The sequence below is a fragment of the Acinetobacter sp. Leaf130 genome, from assembly GCF_001423205.1.
GTDB classification, from domain to species: Bacteria; Pseudomonadota; Gammaproteobacteria; order Pseudomonadales; family Moraxellaceae; genus Acinetobacter; species Acinetobacter calcoaceticus.
Genome location: NZ_LMOE01000001.1, coordinates 2,272,739 through 2,296,747, shown reverse-complemented (window position 1 = coordinate 2,296,747; position 24,009 = coordinate 2,272,739). Strand labels below are relative to the sequence as shown.

At 39.3% G+C, this 24,009-nt stretch carries 19 protein-coding genes, 1 tRNA gene and 1 pseudogene; 11 read left to right on the top strand and 10 right to left on the bottom strand.

The window, feature by feature from the left end:
• From ASF86_RS10370 to ASF86_RS10360, 3 genes are all read left to right on the top strand, one after another.
• On the top strand, nt 1-4,403 hold a 4,403-nt coding region (locus ASF86_RS10370), incomplete at its 5' end, for a beta strand repeat-containing protein (protein WP_155860170.1).
• Nucleotides 4,404-4,547: 144 nt separating this feature from the next.
• Nucleotides 4,548-6,203, top strand: a complete 1,656-nt coding sequence (locus ASF86_RS10365; RefSeq protein WP_056481683.1) for a hypothetical protein — start codon at nt 4,548-4,550, stop codon at nt 6,201-6,203.
• Nucleotides 6,200-7,930: a CapA family protein gene (locus ASF86_RS10360; RefSeq protein WP_056481679.1), complete on the top strand. Its 1,731-nt coding sequence runs from the start codon at nt 6,200-6,202 to the stop codon at nt 7,928-7,930. Before ASF86_RS10365 ends, ASF86_RS10360 begins: the two co-directional genes overlap by 4 nt.
• A 6-nt stretch (nt 7,931-7,936) precedes the next feature.
• Here ASF86_RS10360 and ASF86_RS10355 read toward each other — a convergent pair whose 3' ends face one another.
• Nucleotides 7,937-8,656, bottom strand: coding sequence for a hypothetical protein (locus ASF86_RS10355; RefSeq protein WP_056481676.1), 720 nt, complete (start codon nt 8,654-8,656; stop codon nt 7,937-7,939).
• Nucleotides 8,657-8,737: 81 nt separating this feature from the next.
• Between ASF86_RS10355 and ASF86_RS10350 the strand changes: the two genes are divergently transcribed.
• Nucleotides 8,738-9,067, top strand: a complete 330-nt coding sequence (locus ASF86_RS10350) for an MGMT family protein (protein WP_080028334.1) — start codon at nt 8,738-8,740, stop codon at nt 9,065-9,067.
• Between the two features lie 73 nt (nt 9,068-9,140).
• On the opposite strand, the gene ASF86_RS10345 is transcribed toward ASF86_RS10350, so the two are convergent.
• The 5 genes from ASF86_RS10345 to carA all read right to left on the bottom strand — a co-directional run bounded on the left by ASF86_RS10345 (nt 9,141) and on the right by carA (nt 15,343).
• Nucleotides 9,141-9,578 (bottom strand): universal stress protein, encoded by a 438-nt coding sequence (locus ASF86_RS10345; protein WP_017387794.1) that lies wholly within the window; start codon nt 9,576-9,578, stop codon nt 9,141-9,143.
• Between the two features lie 109 nt (nt 9,579-9,687).
• On the bottom strand, nt 9,688-10,320 hold the full coding sequence (locus ASF86_RS10340) for a CatB-related O-acetyltransferase (protein WP_056481673.1): 633 nt from the start codon (nt 10,318-10,320) through the stop codon (nt 9,688-9,690).
• Nucleotides 10,321-10,394: 74 nt separating this feature from the next.
• Nucleotides 10,395-10,871, bottom strand: a complete 477-nt coding sequence (gene greA / locus ASF86_RS10335) for a transcription elongation factor GreA (protein ID WP_003650066.1) — start codon at nt 10,869-10,871, stop codon at nt 10,395-10,397.
• Between the two features lie 87 nt (nt 10,872-10,958).
• The gene (carB, locus tag ASF86_RS10330) at nt 10,959-14,189 is read right to left on the bottom strand and encodes a carbamoyl-phosphate synthase large subunit (protein ID WP_005038712.1); all 3,231 of its coding nucleotides are present in this window, start codon (nt 14,187-14,189) and stop codon (nt 10,959-10,961) included.
• 14 nt (nt 14,190-14,203) lie between these two features.
• Nucleotides 14,204-15,343: a glutamine-hydrolyzing carbamoyl-phosphate synthase small subunit gene (gene carA, locus ASF86_RS10325; RefSeq protein ID WP_045429218.1), complete on the bottom strand. Its 1,140-nt coding sequence runs from the start codon at nt 15,341-15,343 to the stop codon at nt 14,204-14,206.
• Nucleotides 15,344-15,466: 123 nt separating this feature from the next.
• Between carA and ASF86_RS19265 the strand changes: the two are divergent.
• Nucleotides 15,467-15,624 (top strand): annotated as a pseudogene (locus ASF86_RS19265) (hypothetical protein).
• A 29-nt stretch (nt 15,625-15,653) separates the two neighbouring features.
• Entirely contained in the window at nt 15,654-16,241 is a 588-nt protein-coding gene (locus tag ASF86_RS10320) for a hypothetical protein (RefSeq protein WP_056481669.1), read from the top strand.
• 59 nt (nt 16,242-16,300) lie between these two features.
• On the opposite strand, the gene ASF86_RS10315 is transcribed toward ASF86_RS10320, so the two are convergent.
• Nucleotides 16,301-16,837, bottom strand: coding sequence for a DOMON-like domain-containing protein (locus ASF86_RS10315; protein WP_056481666.1), 537 nt, complete (start codon nt 16,835-16,837; stop codon nt 16,301-16,303).
• Between the two features lie 16 nt (nt 16,838-16,853).
• Nucleotides 16,854-17,177 (bottom strand): ribosome assembly RNA-binding protein YhbY, encoded by a 324-nt coding sequence (gene yhbY / locus ASF86_RS10310; RefSeq protein WP_056481663.1) that lies wholly within the window; start codon nt 17,175-17,177, stop codon nt 16,854-16,856.
• A gap of 199 nt (nt 17,178-17,376) precedes the next feature.
• Between yhbY and rlmE the strand changes: the two genes are divergently transcribed.
• The 4 genes from rlmE to ASF86_RS10290 all read left to right on the top strand — a co-directional run bounded on the left by rlmE (nt 17,377) and on the right by ASF86_RS10290 (nt 21,491).
• Nucleotides 17,377-18,027 (top strand): 23S rRNA (uridine(2552)-2'-O)-methyltransferase RlmE, encoded by a 651-nt coding sequence (gene rlmE, locus ASF86_RS10305; RefSeq protein ID WP_005038716.1) that lies wholly within the window; start codon nt 17,377-17,379, stop codon nt 18,025-18,027.
• A gap of 133 nt (nt 18,028-18,160) precedes the next feature.
• Complete coding sequence (gene ftsH / locus ASF86_RS10300) at nt 18,161-20,056, top strand: ATP-dependent zinc metalloprotease FtsH (RefSeq protein ID WP_026056144.1); 1,896 nt, start codon at nt 18,161-18,163, stop codon at nt 20,054-20,056.
• 135 nt (nt 20,057-20,191) lie between these two features.
• Complete coding sequence (gene folP / locus ASF86_RS10295) at nt 20,192-21,043, top strand: dihydropteroate synthase (RefSeq protein ID WP_056481828.1); 852 nt, start codon at nt 20,192-20,194, stop codon at nt 21,041-21,043.
• A gap of 133 nt (nt 21,044-21,176) precedes the next feature.
• Nucleotides 21,177-21,491 carry a DUF5713 family protein gene (locus ASF86_RS10290; RefSeq protein ID WP_003650079.1) on the top strand — a complete coding sequence of 105 codons (315 nt, stop codon included), beginning with the start codon at nt 21,177-21,179 and terminating at the stop codon, nt 21,489-21,491.
• On the opposite strand, the gene ASF86_RS19650 is transcribed toward ASF86_RS10290, so the two are convergent.
• Both ASF86_RS19650 and ASF86_RS10280 read right to left on the bottom strand, forming a co-directional pair.
• On the bottom strand, nt 21,492-21,833 hold the full coding sequence (locus ASF86_RS19650; protein WP_201784114.1) for a hypothetical protein: 342 nt from the start codon (nt 21,831-21,833) through the stop codon (nt 21,492-21,494).
• 76 nt (nt 21,834-21,909) lie between these two features.
• Nucleotides 21,910-21,995 (bottom strand) — tRNA-Leu (locus tag ASF86_RS10280).
• 195 nt (nt 21,996-22,190) lie between these two features.
• Here ASF86_RS10280 and ASF86_RS10275 point away from each other — a divergent pair.
• The gene (locus ASF86_RS10275; protein ID WP_056481661.1) at nt 22,191-23,954 is read left to right on the top strand and encodes an alkaline phosphatase D family protein; all 1,764 of its coding nucleotides are present in this window, start codon (nt 22,191-22,193) and stop codon (nt 23,952-23,954) included.
• Nucleotides 23,955-24,009 lie beyond the last annotated feature (55 nt).

Here is a 24,009-nt window from a genome sequence, read left to right as displayed (position 1 = left end):
AAGACCTGATTACAGCAATTACGGTTCCTGAAGACTTAAATGGCGACGGTATCTTAAACGCTGCGGAACTTGGTACAGACGGTACTTTCAATGCACAAGTGGCGTTGGGACCAGATGCAATCGATGGCACAGTGGTMAATGTTAACGGTACWAACTACACCGTAACAGCAGCTGAYCTTACAAATGGCTTTATCACAGCAACTCTTGCGGCAACAGCGGCAGATCCTGTGACTGGTCAGATTGTGATTCACGCTGAGGCWGTAGATGCACAAGGTAACGTAGATGTTGCAGATGCAGGCTTTATCACAGCAACTCTTGCGGCAACAGCGGCAGATCCTGTGACTGGTCAGATTGTGATTCACGCTGAGGCTGTAGATGCACAAGGTAACGTAGATGTTGCAGATGCAGATGTAACAGTAACACTTGATGTTACTCCACCAGATATCACTACAACAGTGTTAGCAATTGACCCAGTTACTGCTGATAACATCCTGGATGCTACCGAAGCTGGTGGAACTGTGACCTTAACGGGCACGTTGACCAACATCCCTACAGATGCGGCCACAACAGGTGTTGTGGTGACTGTAAACGGAGTGAACTACGTTGCAACAGTAGATGCAGCAGCGGGTACTTGGACCGTTGATGTAGCTGGTAGTGGCCTTGCAGCGGATACAGATTTAACTGTTGATGCTACAGCTACTTTCACAGACCTTGCTGGAAACAGCAGTACTCTGCAAGATACGCAAACTTATACTCTTGCAGGTTCTATCGTTGCCTTTGACAACTTTGATACAGCAGTACTCGCACCTCAACCATTGCTTGTACAAGATGATGCAGCACTAGGAAGTAATACTTACTTGGCGCTTGTATCGCTTGCTGGACTTGATTTGCAGTTAGGATCAGAGTCAATCGGCTTTACAGTTGGTGCAGGTGAAGAAGGTAATGCGACATTTACTTACAGTGCCTTAATTGGTGTAGATGCACTATCTGACTACTCGCTAGTTGTTCAGAAATTTGACACCGCAACAGGCCAATGGACTTCGGTCTATGGCGGTGGTGAAGCTGATATCCTTGATCTTACTTTACTAGGCTCAACTCCTGGTGTGGTTCTTGAAGGTCTAGAAGAAGGTCAATACCGTGCATTCATGACTTATAACGGTCTTTTAGGTATCGGTTTACTTGGTACCTTAACAGGCACAATGGATGTTTATGACACGACACAAGTAGGCGGCTACTACACTGAAGTTGCTGATGGTAACGTCATAACAGAAATAAATGATGCTGGTGAAGTAGACGTTGTGACTCCAACAACAGTTGTGAGTGCAGTTAATGGTCAACCTGTTGTAGCAGATGGCACGATCATTAATGGTGCTTACGGTACATTGGAAATCAACCTTGATGGTTCATACACTTATACTCCTACTGCAAGTGCGGCAGGTGTAGGTCAAACAGATCAATTTGTATATACATTGACTGATCCTGTGACTGGCGATACGGCTCAAGCAAATCTCAATATTCAATTGAGCTCTGTGAAAGCGGTAGACAATGTAGTAACGGCAGAAATTAATCCAGAGCCATTACTTGTTGCAGATGATGTTGCTCTTGGTAGCTCAACTTACCTTGCAGCCGTATCGTTGGCTGGTCTGGACTTACAATTGCTTGGTAATGATGCAATTGAATTTACTGTTGATCCAAACCGTGAAGGTACAGCAACGTTCACATTCGATGCGATAATCACTGCCGATTTACTCAGTGATTATGCGATTGTTGTTCAGAAGTTTGATGAAGCAACAGGACAATGGGTATCGATTGGTGGAACTAATCCAGAAGCTTCTCTCATCGATCTATCACTCATCGGCGGTACACCAACAGCCGTGCTTGAAGGATTGGATGCTGGTCAGTACCGTGCATTCATCGGATATGAAGGTTTGCTAGGCATAGGCTTAGGCGGAACATTAACTGGTACGATGGATGTCTATAATCCATACATCGTGGCTGGTTACTCTGTTGAACCGATCTCTGGTAATGTCATCAAAGATGCAAGCCTCACTGGTGAAGTTGATGCGGCAAGCAGCAGTGCTGTGATCTCTCAAGTTAACGGTGTTGCTGTTGATCCAGCTACTGGTGCAACAATTGTTGGTACTTACGGTACCTTGGTGATCGATCAAGATGGTAACTACACATATACACCAACTGTAAATGGGGCAAACCTTGGTCAGGTAGATCAATTTACCTACACCTTGCTTGATCCTGTAACAGGTAACACTTCTGAGGCAACACTTTATGTCCGCCTTGACAGTGATAGTGTAGATATGACTTGGAACGATGCAGATCCATCTCAACCAGCTGTAATTACTAGTCCGCTTCCAGTAGATGCAATGGATAACGTTGCTTCGGCTGAAATAGACATGGTGTATCCAGTAACAACTGAGGTACTTGATAATGCGATCAGCTATAACTGGTTACTCGGTGTAGGTGGAATTGTTATCGGTTCTAGAGAAGGTACAGCGACATTTACAGTTGACCCAGGTAACCTTACTGATGCCATTATTGCAGTGAACTTCGGTTCGGTTGCAACGGTGATTGATGGTTTACATGTGGTATTAACTCGAGTAAATCCAGACGGCTCTCGTACTGTGGTTGCTGATAGTTCTGATACTGGTGTGATTGATTTGTTAGGTATCTTTGGTTCGGAAGTTCAATTCAAGATTGATAACTTAAGTGCCGGTACTTATGAATTGTTCATGGAAAGCAACACACTTCTAACAGCTCTAGGTAGTGTTACTGCGGATATCACACTAAATCATGGTGATATTACTCAGCCTCCTGTACTGGTTGTTGATCCTGTGATTGGTAACGTACTTGCTGATGATAACTCTGCTGTTTACGGTACAAACTATGTACCAGACTACATTACGACAACTTCAGTAGTAACTACAGTTACAGCTGAAAATGGTAATACGTCTGCGGTTGTAGCAGGTACCCCAGCAACGATTGTTGGTGCATACGGAACTCTGACTATTGGCGCAGATGGTACTTATAGTTATCAGGCAACTGCAAATATGGCGAATGTAGGTAAAGTTGATAGCTTCACTTACACCGTCACAGACCCAGTGACTGGTAGAACTGATACAGCTACATTACATGTTCAAGTTGGTTCACCAGATGTTGATGTAACTTGGAACACAGCGGATCCTTCGGCAGACGCTACACTTCCAACACCTGCTGTAACAGCTGATACAGATGATGCAACGATCAGTATGGCACCAGTGGTAGACCCACTTGTGGATGTTGCGAGTGGTAACGTAACCATCGGTAACCTTGCTGGCTTCCCACCATTACCTGTATTAAGCAGCACAGTAACTTCAAACCAGTTTGTAGTAGCTGCAAATACAGTCAGTGATGTACATGTACAGTTGAATTACACTGCATCATTGAGCTTGTCAGCACTTCCAACGACTGGATATACAATTCAACAGTTCGTTGGCGGATCATGGGTTAATACTGCATATTCAGGTTCATCAACTGCACTGGCAGGTGTGCTCGGTGCTCCGGCATTCTCGGCAGATGTACCTCATTTAACAGAGGGTACTTACCGTGTTGTATTCAGTCTATCAAGTCTGATTTCTCTAGGTGCTGTAACTCTAGATTCTGTAGTAAGTACAACAACTACGCATCTAGACCAATACACACCAGATGGACAAACAGACTGGATTACTGGCAACGTACTTACTAATGATGTCGTAGAAGGTACTCAGCTCTATGTAATGAACTCAACAACTGGCACATATGAGCTAGCTGCGGGTCAAGGAGTGAATACAGGTGAAGGCACATTGTATCTATACAATGATGGCTCTTACTTCTACAAACCATTAGACAGTGCTGCGAATGCGACAATCGATGTGGTTGATTACAAGTTAGTTTCGGTGATTGATGGTAGTGAATACACTTCTTCATTGACGATTAACTTGAGTCAAGAGTTGAATAGTCTTGCAGTAAGTACCGCGGCAAATGATACATTTGCTCTTGGTAACGGCTCGGATACCTTGATCTACAACACATTAACAGCTGCGAGTGTCACTAACGCAACTGGTGGTAACACAACAGGTGGTGGTGTAGATATATGGACTGACTTCCATGTAGGTAATACTGCAACTGATGATCAGGCTGATAAGATTGACTTGAGTAACTTGTTAATTGGTTCTCAATCTAACTTAACAATCGGTCAATATGTGTCAGTAAGCTACGATGCTGGTACTCAAACTGCGACAATCAGCGTAGACCGTGATGGTGGAGTACTCATCGAAGGTACTTATACTGAAACACCATTGCTTCAATTGACTAACCTCACAGGTCCAGTCACATTGAATGACTTGATCAACAATGGTCAAATCATTTTCTAATCTGACAATCGACTTATAGAAAAAAGGGCCTTCGGGCTCTTTTTTTATGTTTAAACAATACGTTAACTTTGCTTTTAGAAGGGGCATGATATGATGCTTAATTAGCGCTTTATAGAACAACAAACAATTAGGGACTGAATTCGAGTGACGGCATTTTTAAATTTCCAAAGACAACTTAACCTTTGGTTAGAACAAGTTGTTCAGCACGTTCCGAGTCTTAAACAGGATATTATTTTATTTTTATCTTATGGCCCCAAAGACCAAAGATGTAGCGTATGGCACAGTGAGAAAACCAATTTAGAGCAGGCTAAAAAACAATTATTAGATTTTATTGATGACCAATTTGCACAGGCACCACTCGCTGATTATATAAAAATCGATATCGCATATAATTTAATGCAACAGGTGTGGAAAGAAGTAGAACAACAGGTCCACCATCAATTTCACAACAACCATTACCGTAAAGGCATTGGCTTTGATGAACAATGTTCAGTGGCTTTTCTTGAACAAGAGATCTATGGAAAAGCAATTATTCGAGGCTTGAGCTACGACAAGCCGAACTTCTTTGATGAAACCAATCTGAATTATGCAATTAAGCAAAAATATAACGCTACAAAACCACAGATTAAACTACAAAAGTTGCAAGACATTTGGACTTTTGATACCTACGGAGCATTTTATGAAAATGGTCAATTCATTAATTTAGCGAGTCGCTATGATGTAAATGGTATTAGGGCAATCTCAAATAATAAAAAACAGCATTTTAAGCTGTTAATTGAACAAAATTCGGCATTCCTGCATGACCAGATTCAAGAAAATGGCAAATTTATTTATGGTTATTTTTCTGCCTATGATCGAGACATTCGTAACTACAATACGGTACGCCACTGTACCTCGGCGTATGCTTTACTAGAAACATTTGAGGTGCAAAATAAGCCTGAATATTGGCCTAAAAGTCATGCCGCGATTCACTATGCACTGACCAATTTTTATAAAGAAAAAGATTCATCAACCGCTTTTATGATTGATGGTAAAGAAGGGGAGTTGGAAATTAAACTGGGTGCCAATGCGGCAGCTATTTTAATGCTGACAAAATATCAAGAAATTACCCAAAAAACTGATTATCAAAAATATGCAGAGAAACTCGCAAATGGTATTTTGAAATTAGTAGATTCAAATGGATCAACGACTCATGTATTAAATTATCCAGATTATGATTTAAAAGAAAAATTCAGGATTATTTATTATGATGGAGAAGCTGCTTTAGCTTTATTACGTTTATACCAAATTAACCAAGATTCTAGATTATTAGAAACAGTTAAATTAATGTTTGAATATTTTATTGAAAATAGATATGAAAAATATCATGATCATTGGTTAAGTTATTGTACCAATGAACTCACTAAAATATGCCCAGAAGATAAATATTTTATTTTTGGTCTAAATAATTATTTAAAACATTTTATTTTTATTCGAAATCGAAAAACGACATATGCAACTTTGTTAGAGATGTTAATGGCTGCTTATAAAATGGTGAGCCGTTTAAAAGAGCAGGAACGCACAGCACTTTTTGAGCAATCTTATATGTCTGAGCTTCAAAAACTAATTGGGTTTAGAGCAGATTTTCAAACTACAGGATTTTTTTATCCGGAAATGGCCATGTATATGGCACGCCCCGATAAAATTTTACATGCGTTTTATATTCGACATGACCGTTTTCGAGTACGGATTGATGACCAAGAACATAACTTGTCGGGTTATATCGCCTATGTAAAAGATTACAAAGGTGATGAGCCATGAAATATCAACCCGTTGAGATCAAATTATTAGCACATGTCGACACTACAAGTTTTGATGAAACTTTATGGCAATTCGAATTTGATGATGATGTTTCAACGCTATTACTTATCGACTATGCATTAGAGCAATTTCAGCAAAACAACATACAAGCTCAAGATGTCTATGCCGTGCCTGAACACCTATCTGAGCAAGCAGGTCAGCACAATCTAGGCCTAAAGTCTTCTGAAAATTACACCTTTACTGAGCTATTACAGTTTTTAATTTTTACCCAAGCAGCAGATGTAAAAAATGCTTTAAGCAATATGCTTTACGGTACAAGTGAAAAAGCGCATTTAATTTTGTCCGAAAGAGCTGATATCTATCACTTAAATTTTAAAAAAGAAGGTAAACGAAATCAGCTAAAACATTTGTTTTTATTAGTCAAAAATATTTATACCTATCCAGCTGAAATCAGAAAATTTTTCTTTATTAAAGAGCTTATTTTTAAAGGAAAGCCTTATCTTCCCCAGACGCCATTAATGGCTCAATCAGTCGTAACGGTCTTATACCTCTCTAATTCGTTTCGAGAAATTTATCTCACATTTTTTGAAAAAAACCAGACTGTTGGTTTCTTTTCATTTTTAGATGATATTCATCGGATTGAACATTTGGTTCCTTACTATCACTGCTTTCAAGAGCAGAACGTAAAAGCTAAAGTTTGCTCTACTCAAAGTGGCATGATCAACATTTTGGGAGATACTTATTTTGGGGAGATCTATACAGAAAAGCGCAAGTCTAAGGGGCAAAAAGATGCTCTACAACAATATGGATACAGCTATTCATTCGAAAAAATAAAAGCTTTTTTAGGTGAAAATGACTTAAATATCGCTAACTTTGAAGCAGTATTTTCTTTAGAAGATCAATCACCATTAGGGCATAAAAAGCCGTTTATTCTTAAAGCTGAGGCTGAAAAAACATTAGCAGAATTTAAGAATATTCACCTTAACCATGTTGTGTTGGCCAATAACCATCTAAAAGATCATGGCAATAGTGGAATAACTTATACATTACAACAATTTGATCAGGCCAAGATTTCTTATATTGGCGCAGGATTGAACCAAAAAGCTGCCCATAGCTACTTTGAAATCGCATTTAATAACAAGCATTACGCTATTTTTAATGGCTATTGGCACAGAGATACAGCCTATTTAGATTATGATTTTTACGCTTTAGCGCACAAGAGTGGAGTGGCTTGTCTAAATGGAGTTTTAATTGAGCAAATAAGCCGTTATAAGTTGGCTCATCCTCACCATAAAGTCATCGTTATTTGTCATTGGGGCGTTGATTTTAAACCTATTACAAAAGAACAAACTAAACTTGCCAATATTTTAACCCAAGCTGGGGCCGACCTTGTGATTGGGCATGGTGCGCATACTGTTCAACCCATTCAATTCATTCATCAAAAGCCTGTAGTATTTGGTATTGGCAATGCAGTTTTTAATAGTAACGGTGAGTATGCAGAGCACAATGCTCTACCATATGGGTGTATAGCACGGCTAGATTTGTCAAAAGATCGACTGCGTTTATATCCGATCTATACCAATAATTTGAAAACATTTTGGCAGCCATATCCAGTCAATGAGGAAGATTTTTCAAAGGCCAGCAGTTATATGACTTCATTACTGGCCCAAGAAAATTATAGTTTGGCTCAAGATAAATTAGGTTTTTATGTAGAGCTTGGTTTCTAAAATATTTTAAGGATAACTTTGATAATTCGATAAAATTGTTTGAAGTTGTACAGGTGTAAAACCTAAATTCCTTAATCCACCACTACCACGTTTACATTCAGCACTCGCCATAATATTCGTTGGAGTCCGTTTTGTAGCATTCGGTGCGCAAACATGTTTTAGACCAAATGCATGCCCCATTTCATGAACGCTTCCTGCCTGAATATTATAATTTAAACGATTCCAGTCTAACAAAACAAAGGGTTCACCATTGTTGCGAAAAGCTCTGCTAGTTACGTCTTCAAATTTCCATTTAGGTGAGTATGCATCGTAAATAAAAATAATGACTTCTTTACTTGCTGTGCGTTTTGGAAAACAGGTCTTTATGCTTGCCGGAATCGTTTCGAGGGAAATAGGATAGGGCTGATTAATTTGCTGCTTAAGGTCACATCGTAACTGAATGAACTGTTCATATGGGATATAACGGTTTAATTTGAACTTAAAGATTTTATTGTTTTTATCATCTACATAATATTTATTTAATATTTTAATTTCTTTCCGCATTTGTTGATAATTATCAAACTTTACAGCTTCCGGAGAATTAGTGGTAAAAACGAAAGTAACTGGAACAATAGGGCGACCATCTATAGATACTTTAGGTACTTCTCTTGAAGGAAGAATTGGGGGGCGAGTAGTACAAGAAACACATAGTAAAGTCCCAGTCACTACCAGTATGGCTTTTTTCATGCAGATCTCCCTCAAACCTACCTTGGATTACATTTAATTTTAGTCAAATTTTTTTATATGATATGAAGAATGTCAATTTTTATGGAGTCCATTTTGACAACTCAGTATGAACTACATCGGCAGATTTTAGAAGTCATTGCTTTGATTCCTTACGGAAAAGTTGCAACTTATGGGCAAGTCGCTCGTATGGCAGGTTTACCTAAACATGCGAGATTAGTTGGCTATGTCCTTAAGCATCTTGAAGCAGATCATCAAGTACCATGGTATCGCGTTATTAATTCTCAAGGCAAAATTAGCCTAAGTAAATTTAATGAAAAGGGTGAAAATGTTCAACAGTTAAAGCTGGAAGCTGAAGGCGTCTATTTGTTAAATGGGAAAGTAAACTTAAAGCAATTTGCTTGGCAGCCTTAAATTGACTTAAGGGCTATTTATTTAAAAATAATTGCCTAAATTATTAAGATCAACAAGATAGGCAATATGGAAGTTATCGAACAATCAAAACAGGAATATGGCTTTCGCCTAAGACTTTTTGTGCAACGCTACCCAGCACCAGTTTTCGGACACCAGTACGACCATGTGAACCCATCACAATGAGATCAACATTTAAGTCTTGAGCAGCCTCAATAATTTCTTCATGCACTACAAAACCTTCAAGCAGTTTAGTTTCAACAGTAATACCTTCTTCGGCAAATTTTTGTTTTGCTTGTTCTAAAATGTCGAGTAAATAAGTTCGTGTGCGTTCAATCAACTCATTAGTTTGACCAGTTTTTACATATACGTCTGCAATAAAGGGGTCAAGTGCCATAACTTGTACAACCGTAATTTTGCTATTTAGTGCTTTTCCAAGTTTAATCGCCTCTTTCATGGCGATCATAGAAGTTTCAGAACCGTCAATTGGTACAAGAATATGTTGATATAACATGAGTGTTTTCCTTATTGTAATGATGCTTATTTATTCAATACTTTATACTTATTTTTTGACGATTTAAATTCAAGCACGTAATCATTTGTGACTTTATAACAATAAACTTTTATAGATTTCGCAAATTTTCCATATGTGTAGATAAAGCAGCTATATCATCAGTTTGTAAATATTCACGTATTTTCAGAATTTGCTTCTCATCTAAATCATAAAGTTTTAAAGCAAGCAGTTTATCGATTTGTTCTTGAGGAAAGCGATATTTAATAATTTTCGCAGGCACACCACCTACAATTGCATAGGGTGGAACATCTTTAGTTACTACAGCTCCAGTTGCAACCACTGCACCTTCACCAAGTTTGACACCTTGCATAATCATTGCCCGACTGCCAATCCAGCAACCATCAGCAATAACTGTGTCACCAGCAGCTAAAAAGCTACGCGTATCAAAAGGAAAAGTCGAAATCCAGTCTGGTCTATGGAGTTGGTTGCCACCCATCATGATGACGCATTCAGCGCCAAAACAAACAAAATTACCAATATAAAGTTGGTCAATCGGTTTGTCGGGTGTCGAGGCTTTTTCATGTAAATAACGTACGACACAACGTTCAAAACCTTGGTCCCAATAGGCTGAATAATATGAATAATGACCTTTAATATGGATATTCGGGTTTTTAACAGTTTTGGAAATAAACTCAAATTCACACCAATGACGAACTGGGGTGTTAATTAAAGAAGTATCCATTTGTGATTTCCCAAAAATATATCAATGGTATTAAATAAAAACCCCTCATAAAGAGGGGCTAGTTGTGTATTATCTTAGAGATATTCTACACTTACGATTTCATATTCGACTTCGCCTTGAGGAGTCACGATTTTTACTTCATCGCCTTCACTCTTACTCAAAAGACCACGTGCGATTGGTGAGTTCACAGAAATTTTATTAATTTTAAAATCTGCTTCGTCATCGCCTACAATTTTATAAGTCTTACGTTCTTCAGTATCAAGATTTTCAATGGTGACAGTCACACCAAATACAACACGACCATTTTGCTCAAGTGTTTTGACATCAATTTCTTGAACTGCACCGAGTTTACCTTCGATATCCTGAATACGGCCTTCACAGAAACCTTGCTGTTCACGAGCAGCGTGGTATTCTGCGTTTTCTTTTAAATCGCCATGTTCACGCGCTTCAGCAATCGCTTGGATAATACGTGGGCGTTCAACAGATTTTAAATGTTGTAATTCTTTCTCTAAGGCAATTTTACCTTCAGGGGTCATTGGATAGCGTTGCATTTTGGTCCCTCTTAAGTTGAGAAAACACAGTTAAAAAAATGAAAAAATCCCGCCACCGATAAGGTGACGGGACTTATCGGTAACAAATTAACCTACAGTTAAATCTTGCAAGCGGTATACATCCATTGGCAATTTCACAGCAAAGGCTTGGCAAACAGCTTCTGCACCATTGATAGTCGTTGTGTAATACACTTTGCCTTGTAGGGCAGCACGACGAATCATTGCAGAGTCATATTGAGCCTGTTTACCTTCAGTGGTATTGACAATAAGGTGTATTTCACCATTTTTCAAGCGGTCAACAATATGTGGACGACCTTCAGTTACTTTATTCACAGATTCACATTCTAAACCTGCTTCTTTAAGCACTTGGTATGTACCACCTGTTGCAATAAGCTTGAAGCCATATGCAGCTAATTTCTTAGCGATATCTGCAATATATTTCTTGTCAGATTCACGTACTGATAAGAAAGCATGTTTTACTTCGCCTTCAGTTGGTAAACCTGGTAAGCGTTCATTTGAGCCTAAAACAGCTTTATAGAATGCTTCACCAAATGTTTTACCTACACCCATTACTTCACCTGTAGATTTCATCTCAGGTCCAAGCATTGGATCTACGCCTTGGAATTTAGCGAATGGGAAAACAGCTTCTTTCACAGCAAAGTGTGTTGGAATGATTTCTTTAGTAAATCCTTGAGATTCAAGTGATTGACCAGCCATACAGCGTGCAGCTACTTTTGCTAAAGAATCACCAATACATTTCGATACGAATGGAACTGTACGTGAAGCACGTGGGTTAACTTCAAGAATGTAAACATCATCGCCTTTAACTGCGAACTGAACATTCATCAAACCAACCACACCAAGTTCTTTTGCCATCGCAACAGTTTGACGACGCATTTCATCCTGAATTTCTTTTGATAAAGAATAAGGAGGAATTGAACATGCTGAGTCACCTGAGTGAATACCAGCTTGTTCGATGTGCTGCATAATACCGCCGATCACAACGTCTTTACCGTCAGATACACAGTCAACATCAACTTCAGTTGCATCATCTAGGAAACGGTCAAGAAGGACAGGGGCTTCATTAGATGCCTGAACTGCTTCACGAAGGTAACGTTTAAGTTCTTCTTCGTTATATACGATTTCCATTGCACGACCACCTAATACATAAGATGGGCGAACAACTAACGGATAACCTACTTTTGCAGCTTCAGAGATACCTTCTTCAGCAGATTTTACAATGCTGTTGTTTGGTTGACGAAGCTGTAAACGTTGGATCATTTGCTGGAAACGTTCACGGTCTTCTGCGCGGTCAATTGCATCTGGTGATGTACCAATAATTGGTGTACCAGCTTCTTCTAAAGCACGTGCCAATTTAAGAGGAGTTTGACCACCGTACTGTACGATTACGCCTTTAGGCTTCTCTGTACGTACAATTTCAAGCACATCTTCAAGTGTTACAGGCTCGAAGTATAGACGGTCAGATGTGTCATAGTCGGTAGAAACAGTTTCAGGGTTACAGTTAACCATGATTGTTTCATAACCATCTTCACGCATAGCAAGCGCCGCGTGTACACAGCAGTAGTCAAATTCGATACCTTGACCAATACGGTTTGGACCACCACCAATCACCATGATCTTGTCACGATTTGATGGGTTTGCTTCACACTCTTCATCGTAAGTTGAATACATGTATGCAGTACCAGATTCAAACTCGGCAGCACATGTGTCAACACGTTTGTAAACTGGGTAAACACCCAAATTCCAACGTTGTTTACGGAATTGCTTTTGTGAAATACCCATGAGGTCAGCAATACGCAGGTCAGATAAACCTTTGCGTTTGAAAGCACGGATATTGTCAGCGTTTAAGTCACCAAAACCTAAAGCTTTTACTTCAGCTTCAGTTTTAACGATGTCTTGAATTTGGATGAGGAACCAACGATCAATTTTGGTTGCTTCAAACACTTCATCTAAAGAGAAGCCATGACGGAAAGCATCTGCTACATACCAGATACGCTCAGGGCCTGGAACTTTCAGCTCTTTTAAAATGGTTTCTTTTGCATTTGTTGCACCAGCTTCGATTTTTTCATCAAAACCGCTTACACCAACTTCAAGACCACGTAATGCTTTTTGTACAGATTCCTGGAAGTTACGGCCAATAGCCATTACTTCACCAACAGATTTCATCTGAGTGGTTAATACAGGTTCTGCTTGTGGGAATTTCTCGAAGTTAAAACGAGGAATCTTCGTTACAACATAGTCAATCGATGGTTCAAAGCTTGCAGGAGTCACGCCACCAGTGATGTCATTTTTCAATTCATCAAGGGTATAACCAACAGCAAGTTTTGCTGCGATTTTTGCGATTGGGAAACCTGTTGCTTTAGAAGCAAGAGCAGATGAACGAGATACACGAGGGTTCATCTCGATGACAACCATACGTCCATCTTTCGGGTTAATACCGAATTGAACGTTAGAACCACCTGTTTCAACACCAATTTCACGAAGAACTGCAACCGAAGCATTACGCATCAATTGATATTCTTTGTCTGTTAGTGTCTGAGCAGGAGCAACGGTAATTGAGTCACCAGTGTGAACGCCCATTGGGTCGAAGTTTTCGATAGCACATACGATAATACAGTTGTCGTTTTTGTCACGAACAACTTCCATTTCGTACTCTTTCCAGCCAATTAAAGATTCATCGATCAATAACTGGTGAGTAGGAGAGAGGTCAAAACCACGTTCACAAATTTCAAGGAATTCTTCACGGTTATATGCAATACCACCGCCCGAACCACCCATTGTAAATGATGGACGAATAATTACAGGAAAACCAAAGCGTGACTGGATTGTTAAAGCTTCTTCCATTGTTTCAGCAATGGCAGCTTTTGGACATTCCAAGCCAATTTTGCGCATAGCGATATCGAAGAGTTTACGATCTTCGGCTTTCTCAATCGCTTCTTTGCTTGCACCAATTAATTCAACATTATATTTAGCAAGAACGCCGTGCTCATCAAGTGCGAGGGCACAGTTCAATGCAGTTTGACCACCCATAGTTGGCAATACTGCATCTGGACGTTCTTTTTCAATAATCTGTGCAACTGTTTGCCAAGTAATCGGCTCAATATAAGTTGCATCAGCCATTGAAGGATCTGTCATGATGGTTGCTGGATTAGAGTTAACCAAAATAACACGATAGCCTTCTTCACGAAGTGCTTTACACGCTTGAGCACCTGAGTAGTCAAACTCACATGCTTGTCCAATCACAATCGGGCCAGCACCAATAATTAAGATGCTTTTAATATCCGTACGTTTAGGCATTATTCGCTCCGTAATTACTGTTTAGATGCTTCGATAAGTTCGATGAAATGATCGAACAAAGGTGCACAATCATGTGGACCAGGGCTTGCTTCAGGGTGACCTTGGAAGCTGAAAGCTGGTTTGTCTGTACGGTGGATACCTTGTAAGGTGCCATCGAACAATGATTTATGCGTTGCTTTTAAGTTAGCCGGTAAAGTTTCTGCATCTACAGCAAAACCATGGTTCTGTGAAGTAATCATCACTGTACCATCTTCAAGATTTTGTACAGGATGGTTAGCGCCGTGGTGACCATGGTTCATTTTTACAGTTTTTGCGCCAGAAGCGAGTGCCAGAATTTGGTGACCTAAGCAGATACCAAATACAGGTAATGTTGTGGTTTCAACAATAGTTTTTACAGATTCGATCGCGTAATCACAAGCAGCTGGGTCGCCAGGACCATTTGAGAGGAATACGCCATCCGGATTAAGTGCCAATACTTTTTCAGCCGGAGTTTCTGCAGGAACAACGGTTAGTTTACAACCGCGGTCTGCAAGCATACGCAAGATGTTGGTTTTGACACCGTAATCGTATGCAACTACATGGTATTTTAATTCAGGTTGAGAGAAGCCTTTGCCTAAGGTCCATGAACCTTCAGACCATTCAAAACCTGTTGGATCACAACATTCTTTTGCAAGGTCTAAACCGTTTAAGCCACCAAAAGCACGTGCTTTTGCAATTGCTTCTTCTTCTGTAATATTTTCGCCAGCAAGGATACATCCGTTTTGGGCGCCAGTCTGACGTAAAATACGAGTCAGTTTACGAGTATCGATATCTGCGATAGCAACAACATTATGTGCTTGCAAATATTCACTCAATGACTGCTCAGCACGGAAATTACTGTGTAGTAGTGGAAGGTCACGAATAATTAAACCATTCGCCCATACTTTATGGATACGACCAGATTCAACGTCTTCCGAGTTGCAACCAGTGTTGCCAATATGAGGGTAAGTTAATGTCACAATTTGTTGTGCATAACTTGGGTCAGTCAAAATTTCTTGATAGCCTGTCATGGCTGTGTTAAAAACGACTTCTCCAGTCGTACTTCCCGGTGCGCCGATTGACGTTCCTTTAAAGATCGTTCCATCTGCGAGGGCTAAAATGGCGGGGATGCTCAAACCAAAGCTCCTGAATTTCGGCTGTAAAAAAGCGAGTAGACCCAAAAAAGATCGGCGATGTTTGGATAAAACATGCCCTCCCTATCGGTCTGCCCGCTTGTAACTTAACAGCGCATTATACGCATGGAACCCTCTAAAGTCTATTTCTTTTCTGCTAAAAAATATAATTCATTGCTTGCTTTTTACAAAAAAATATCCGCTTATCTGAATTAGATACTTTTGATAAATTGTCTAACAATTTGCAAGGGGAATTCTTGGAACTAGATTTATTGTATTGCTAGTTAAAAAATAAACAATATGAGGAAATAGTATGAGCAATAATGAAGTTTCAAAAGATGTGAGCGAAAAAGCTCAAGCAGTCGTTGAGTCGGTAAAAGCTGAGGTTAATGAAGTGAAAGAAACCATAGCTGCTACTACAACTAAGGCTAAAAAAACAGTAACTGCTAAAACTGCACAGGTAAAAGAAGCTGTTGCCGAAAAAACTGAGCAAGTTAAAGAAGTTGCTACAGAAGCAACAACTCAGGTAAAAGAAGCAATTACTGAGACTCAAGAGCAAGTCAAAGAAGTTTTAAGCGAGACTCAAGAGAAAATTGAAGCTGAAACTCACGAATTAAATAAGAACATTCAAAATCAATTTGTTCAAATTAAACAAGATATTCTACAGCGTCTGGATGTGATTAAAGCTCAGTTTAGTACTTCACAAGAAGGCTTATCTGACCTTAAAAATGCTTTGAAAGCAGAAATTAATGCACTTATTGAAGATTTAACGAAAGTGAGCAAAGAGCTTAAGGGTGATATTAGCCAGATTTCTTTGAAACACAAAGATTCTCTAAGTGAAAGTATTAAGCGTACTAAAAGTAATGCAGTCGAAGCTTGGAATAAAGCACGAGACAATTAATGATCTCTGCTCTGATCCAGCTATAAAAAAGCGAGAATTAATTTCTCGCTTTTTTATTTTTAGAACTGATGTAACCAGTCACGTTTATTATGGAAATCTGCACTTTTTCCACTATGCTGCATTGCATAGTACTGCATACCGTCTTTGGTCTTTAAAACTGTAGTCAAACCTAAATAAAGGTTTGCCCATTTCAAGCGATGCTGTTGCATAAATTGTCCTAAATCAAGACTAACATTTAAGCCATAGTGAGTACGCTTGAGATGATTCAGTTCAATATCGTAAGCAGCAAGGGGAGGTATACTTTCTGGATAGCGATATTCTTCAAACTGATATGACTGCCATGCTTGAGAAGGGGAAAGATTAATTTCCCGATAATAATCTTCACCATGCACGCCAACAAAAATTTCGAAACAAGTTTCTTCCCACAAAAAATCTTGACGAGGATGAGCCGCGACTTCTTGAGGCCAGATAATAAGTTGATTTGGATCACGAATCCAAAAACCGATATTTAAGGTATAGGGTGCTTGCTGTTCAATTGCGCCAACAACGGAAACAGCTTGAAAACGATCAAAAGCTGAAAGTTCGTAACTTGCCATAGTTTGTCAAATTAAATTAGTTTGCTAGATGAGCGTGACGAACAAGATTAGATAAATGCTGGTTTTGTTTAGCTGCTTTTTTGTAAAGCAAAACAATTTTACCAATTTTTTGCACAGCTTGAGCACCTGTCGCTTCTACAATTGCGTCAATTGTTGCAGTACGCGCTTCACGGTCTTCACCAGCAATCTTAACTTTAATAAGCTCATGGTCATTTAAAGCACGAAGCGTTTCTTCGATTACCGCGTCTGTTAAGCCTTGTCCACCAATCATGACAACCGGATTAAGCACATGACCAATTTGACGTAAACGTTTACGTTCATGGATAGATAAAGCGGTCATTAAAAATACCTGATTTTAAAAACGGCTTAGTATAGCAAAAAACTTAAAACTAGATGTACGAAAAACTGTATAAATAATCGATCAACATTATTGGAAAAAAACTGTAAAACTTAGTGAGATTACGCTACATCCGTACTGTAATGAGAGTAATTTTCACGTACAATGAACGATCAGAAGTTTTTTTGATATTTAGTGAGTTATGGCAACACGCATTACAAACCAGAAATTGTCGAAAAGTAGTCGTGTATGGATGAGGGAACATCTGGACGATCCTTTTGTAAAAAAAGCACAAAAGGAAGGATATCGTGCTCGAGCAGCCTATAAACTTCTTGAAATCCAAGAAAAATATAAGTTGATCAAGCCTGGCATGACTGTAGTGGATTTAGGCGCGGCTCCTGGTAGTTGGTCTCAAATCGCTGGGAAACTTGTTGGTAGCAAAGGTTTAGTGGTTGCTTCCGACATTTTGCCTATGGATGCTTTGCCTGATGTCACTTTCTTACAAGGCGACTTTAGAGAAGAAGATGTATTTGAAAAATTGTTAAATATTTTAAATGGGCGACAAGTAGACATTGTAATTTCTGATATGGCCCCCAATACATCAGGTAATAGGGCCGTTGATCAACCTAGACAGATTTACTTATGTGAATTGGCTTTAGATTTCGCTCAAAAGGTTCTGGGTCCTAATGGACAATTTGTTGTTAAAGTGTTCCAGGGCACAGGATTCGATGAGTTTCGTAAACAAGTAGTTGATAGTTTTGATGTGTTAAAGACAGCAAAACCAGCAGCTTCTCGGGCGCGGTCTAAAGAGGTTTTTTTGATTGGACAAGGGCGTAAGAAAGCATTGCAATAAAGTTTACTTGCCAAGCTCCTAAAAATTGTGCATTTTGTACTTTTAGGTTATCCGCAAGCAATACAGTTGCTGCTTTTATGACGATCGGCCAAGATTGGGCATGATCAAATTAGATCGATATGGGAATAAAGCTTTGAGCGATTACTTCAAGAATGCCGTATTGTGGCTAATAATACTTGGTGTTCTGATTTTAATTTTCAGTAATATCAGTGACCGCAATAAGCCTACTGCGATGAAATATTCAGATTTCGTTGCAGCGGTGAATAGTGGCCAAATTAAGCAAGTCACAATTGACGGTTTAAATATTAATGGTGAAAAAACTAACGGATCACAGTTTGAAACTGTTCGTCCGCAAGTTGAAGACACTGAGCTTATGCCAAGCTTAAATAAACAAAATGTTGTTGTAGAGGGAACAGCTCCACAACGTCAAGGCATTTTGATGCAACTTCTCATTGCTAGTTTCCCTGTACTGTTAATCATTTTGTTATTCATGTTCTTTATGCGTAACATGGGTGGTGGTGCAGGCGGAAAGAATGGACCGATGAGTTTTGGTAAATCGAAAGCAAAAATGCTTTCTGAAGACCAGATCAAAGTCAATTTTTCTGACGTCGCCGGCTGTGATGAAGCAAAACAAGAAGTTGTTGAAATTGTAGATTTCTTAAAAGACCCAGCAAAATTCAAACGTTTGGGCGCTACTATTCCTCGTGGCGTACTTATGGTTGGTCCTCCGGGTACTGGTAAAACGTTATTAGCTAAAGCAATTGCTGGTGAAGCGAAGGTTCCTTTCTTCAGCATTTCAGGTTCTGACTTTGTAGAAATGTTCGTGGGTGTGGGTGCGTCCCGTGTCCGTGACATGTTTGAGCAAGCGAAGCGTCACGCGCCATGTATCATCTTTATTGATGAGATTGATGCAGTGGGTCGTCACCGTGGTTCAGGTACAGGTGGTGGTCATGATGAGCGTGAACAAACCCTAAACCAAATGCTTGTAGAGATGGACGGTTTTGAAGGTAATGAAGGCGTAATTGTTATTGCTGCAACTAACCGTGTTGATGTGCTTGATAAAGCATTATTGCGTCCAGGTCGTTTTGACCGTCAAGTAATGGTTGGTTTACCTGATATTCGTGGTCGTGAGCAAATTCTGAATGTACATTTGAAAAAGTTACCTTCAGTCACGGGTGTGGACATGCAAGTCTTAGCGCGTGGTACACCAGGTTTCTCTGGTGCACAGTTGGCAAATCTTGTTAACGAAGCTGCATTATTTGCTGCACGTCGTAATAAGAATACTGTTGATATGCATGACTTTGAAGATGCAAAAGACAAAATCTACATGGGTCCAGAGCGTAAGTCGATGGTTCTACGTGAAGAAGAGCGTCGTGCTACTGCTTATCATGAAGCTGGTCATGCAATTGTTGCAGAGATTTTGCCTGGTACAGATCCTGTTCATAAAGTAACAATCATGCCACGTGGTTGGGCTTTGGGTGTAACTTGGCAGTTACCTGAACAAGACCAGATTAGCCATTATAAAGACAAGATGCTAAACGAAATTGCGATTTTGTTTGGTGGTCGTATTGCTGAAGAAGTGTTTATCCAACAGCAATCTACTGGTGCTTCAAATGACTTTGAGCGAGCTACTAAAATGGCGCGTGCAATGGTTACTAAGTACGGTATGTCTGACAAAATGGGTGTAATGGTTTACGAAGATGAAAACCAGAATGGTTTCTTTGGAAATGTAGGTAGTCGTACTATCTCTGAAGCAACTCAACAGTTGGTTGACGAAGAAGTACGCCGTATTCTTGATGAGCAATATAAAGTTGCACGTAATATCTTAGAAGGTAATAAAGATATTGCACATGCAATGGTAAAAGCTTTGATGGAGTGGGAAACCATTGATCGTGATCAAATTCGTGACATTATGGAAGGTCGTGAACCACAACCACCTAAGGTCTATGTTGCTGAAAATCCAGTGGCTGCATTTGAACCACCAAAAGATGGTCCATCTACACCACCACCATTACCAGCAATGAACTAATCCAGTTAAAAAAAAGAGCCACTATCATGTGGCTCTTTTTTTATGCGTGTATTTCATACAAAGCCGAAAAGAAATCAACAGTATATCGAGCAGAGACTTGTTAAAATGTTGCCGAACATTAAATTGGAGCTTGTGATGCAGTTAATGCCTTTACCTCAGCAAATTCTACAATGTGGACAGCTTCAGTTGGATTTATCACAGCCTCACGTTATGGGCATTTTAAATGTCACACCAGACTCTTTTAGTGATGGTGGAAAGCATAATCAGTTAGATCAAGCTGTGGCGTATGCATTAAATATGATCGAACAAGGCGCCACAATTATTGATATTGGTGGGGAATCTACTCGACCAGGTGCATCAGAAGTAAGTGTAGAAGAAGAGGTACGACGAGTTGTTCCTGTAGTTGAAGCTTTAGCTAAACATGATGTGGTTCTATCGATTGATACAAGTCAGCCTGATGTCATCCGTGCAGCGAAAGAAGAGGGGGCACATATTTGGAATGATGTGCGTGCGCTTACTCGACCAGATGCATTAAAAACGGCAGCAGAGTTAGATATACCTGTAGTGATCATGCATATGCGTGGTGAGCCCACCACAATGAATCAGCTAGATCAATATACGGATGTAACGTTAGATGTAATGCGAGAGCTTCAGCAGCGTATTAATGAGGCTCTAGCTGCTGGTGTGAAAAAGCATAATATTATTATTGATCCGGGATTTGGTTTTGCAAAAAATGCACAGCAAAATTTAAAACTATTAAAAGAGTTTTGGAAACTTAATGATATGGGTTATCCAATTTTATCGGGTCTTTCTCGTAAACGTTTTATTGGTGAAGCTTTAAAGGGTATAGCAGCAGATCAACGCGCGGTAGGAAGTGTTACAGGGCATTTGCTTAGTATTCAGCAAGGAGCATCCATTGTTCGTGCACATGATGTGAAAGCTATGAATGATGCAATTCTCGTTTGGAAAGCGATGGAACAAGCTTAAAGAAACAGGCTTTTATAATCAGATTATGATTAATTAATTTCATGGATTGGATGATTGAGTCAGGGAAAATTGTCGTTATTATTTTGAAAATATGTTATAAGCGGCAGGTTTCTGCTGCTGTGTAAACTTTTGTATGTTCGAAGACTTACTTCTCCCAATGTTTGATGATGAGTATTATCCAGATATTTTAGTCGCTGAACTCAAGCAGTTAATTGAACAATTTGCCAAAAAAGTTCAAAAGTCTGCTTTAGCTGATCAGGATATCTATCGATATGCTCATCAAACTGTTATTGAAATTAATGAAATGAAACCACAGTTCGAAGATCTGGATTCTTCACTAGATGATAGTGCTGCTGACTATATTGCTGAGGCAATGATGATGGTGGCGCAGGGTGCAGGATATTTAGATCTTGAGATGGAAGAGCTGGTTGTGAATCGAGAGTGGTGATTACTCTCGATTCACAATATTTTCAAATGCATCTAATAAATGACAAGATGCCTTTGAATGAATTTCGTTTATTTCTTTAATTTTTAACACTAAAATACCATTCTCTTGATAATCGGCATCTGCTAATAAACTGATCCAATAGGGTTCTCGTTTTTGTTGTAATGCTTTGAATTTATCTATGATCTGCTCAGGTGCTTTAATTAAGTAATCATCTTTGGTAATAGAGCAGCGTGAAAAGTACCAGTTGTCATCTTTGAAAGAAATAGTGCCAGAAAAAAGATCTGTAGCGTAAACCTTGGATATAGAAAGGATGCTACACAGAAGTAATAATATTCTTATCATAAAATTCATTTTAATTAGGCATAAAAAAACCAGCTTACGCTGGATTCTTTGTAACACCAAATTCAATATTTGAAAATGGTGCCCGGGGCCGGACTCGAACCGGCACGCTTTGTGGGCGGGGGATTTTAAATCCCCTGTGTCTACCTATTTCACCACCCGGGCATGTGCGCAATAATAGATGACAAGACGTCGATTGGCAAGAGAAAATCGGATAGTTTGCTTTATTTTCAATCAGTTCGTATATGTATTTAAAAATAAGATCTACTTAAGTCATAATTTCTTCATCAAATTGAGATCAGTTATTCATCTTATCTACTTAAGTTTAAGACACTCATTGCTTAAAACTTAGGTAGTTGTATGTCAGAAAAAATTTCACGCCGAGAATTAATTCAAAAAAGTCTATTCGGTTTTGGGGCGCTGTCTTTGCCTGTAGCTTTTACGGGTTGTAACGATGGCTCAGACGATGAAAGTGCAGAGGCACAAGCAGATTTTTTACATGGAGTTGCGAGCGGCGACCCTTTGCAAGATAAAGTGATTTTATGGACGCGATTAACACCAGTAGATCTTGGTGCGCGCCTTAAAGTTACGTGGGAAATTGCCACTGATAATCAATTTAAGCAGAATTTAAAGACGGGGATGGTTGAAACGACCAAGACTGACGACTTCACGGTAAAGGTGGATGCAATAGGGCTACAGGCGAATACCATTTATTATTATCGTTTCCATTTTGGAAATAAAATTTCATCTGTCGGTCAAACTAAAACATTACCAATAAGTACTAATAAAGTTACTTTTGCCGTATGTTCTTGCTCGAACTATCCGGCAGGTTACTTTTATGTTTACCGTGAAATGGCAAAGCAGAATGTCGATGTCATTATTCATTTAGGTGATTATATTTATGAGTATGGGGCAGATGGCTATGCGGCGGAAGATGCAGCAAAACTTGGTCGAACCTTACCAACAGATAATAATAAAGAAATTATCAAACTAGATGATTATCGCAAACGTTATGCACTTTATCGTCAAGATAAAGACTTGCAAGCAGCTCACCAGCGTCATCCTTTTATTGTAATTTGGGATGACCATGAGTTAGCAAATGATACTTGGCGTGATGGGGCCGAAAATCATCAAAGTGATGAAGGGGCTTTTTCTGATCGTAAATTAGCTGCTCTACAAGCTTATTTTGAATGGATGCCTATTCGTCCAGTTGCTAGCACAGATCATTTAAATATTTACCGAAAGTTTAATTTCGGTTCACTGGTTGAGCTGACGATGTTGGATACGCGTATTATTGCGCGTGATAAGCAGCTTGAATATGCTGATTATATGACAGCTGCTGGTTTGAATGCTCAAAAGTTTCAGGTCGACTTAACTGATCCAAAGCGTACTTTAATGGGCTATACACAAAGAGATTGGTTGGTTGATAAATTGAAGCAATCTACAGCAACATGGAATGTGATTGGTCAGCAAGTTCTAATGAGTAAGATGTGGATTCCTGCCGAGTTATTGTTGTCTTTGGGGCAAATTACTTCAGGTAGAGCTTCGGCTGAAACTTTGGCTAAAATGAATGCGCAAATTACAGAGCTAGTTACCTTGAAATTGCGATTAGAACAGGGCGATCCAACATTAACTGCTCAAGAGAAAGCGCGAGTCACAACAGTAGTGCCATATAACCTCGATGCTTGGGATGGTTATTATGCTGAACGTGAAACCGTATATGAAAACTTAGCTAGTTTGAATAAGAAAGTTATTGTTCTGGCAGGCGACACTCATAATGCATGGGCGTCTTATTTGTATAGCCAAAAAGGTCAATATGTTGGGGTTGAGTTGGCGACAAGTTCAGTTTCTTCACCAGGCCTCGAAAAATATTTAAGTATTCCAATGGCTCAACTACAGCAGTTTGAATTTGCTTTTACTACGCTTATTGATGAGTTGGCTTATTGTAATTTAAATCAGCGAGGCTATTTGTTGGTTACGCTGGATCAAGCACAGGTGCAGTCGAACTGGATTTTTGTAGATTCAATTAAAAATGCAGAATATAAAGTAGATACAAGCCGACAATATCAATTGGTATTAGATATGAATTTGACACCTGAAAAAGATAAGCAAAAAACCGCTTAGATATATTGGGTAGAGTAAGGGGTGCTAAGCAGCATCCTTTATTTTTTATAGGCAT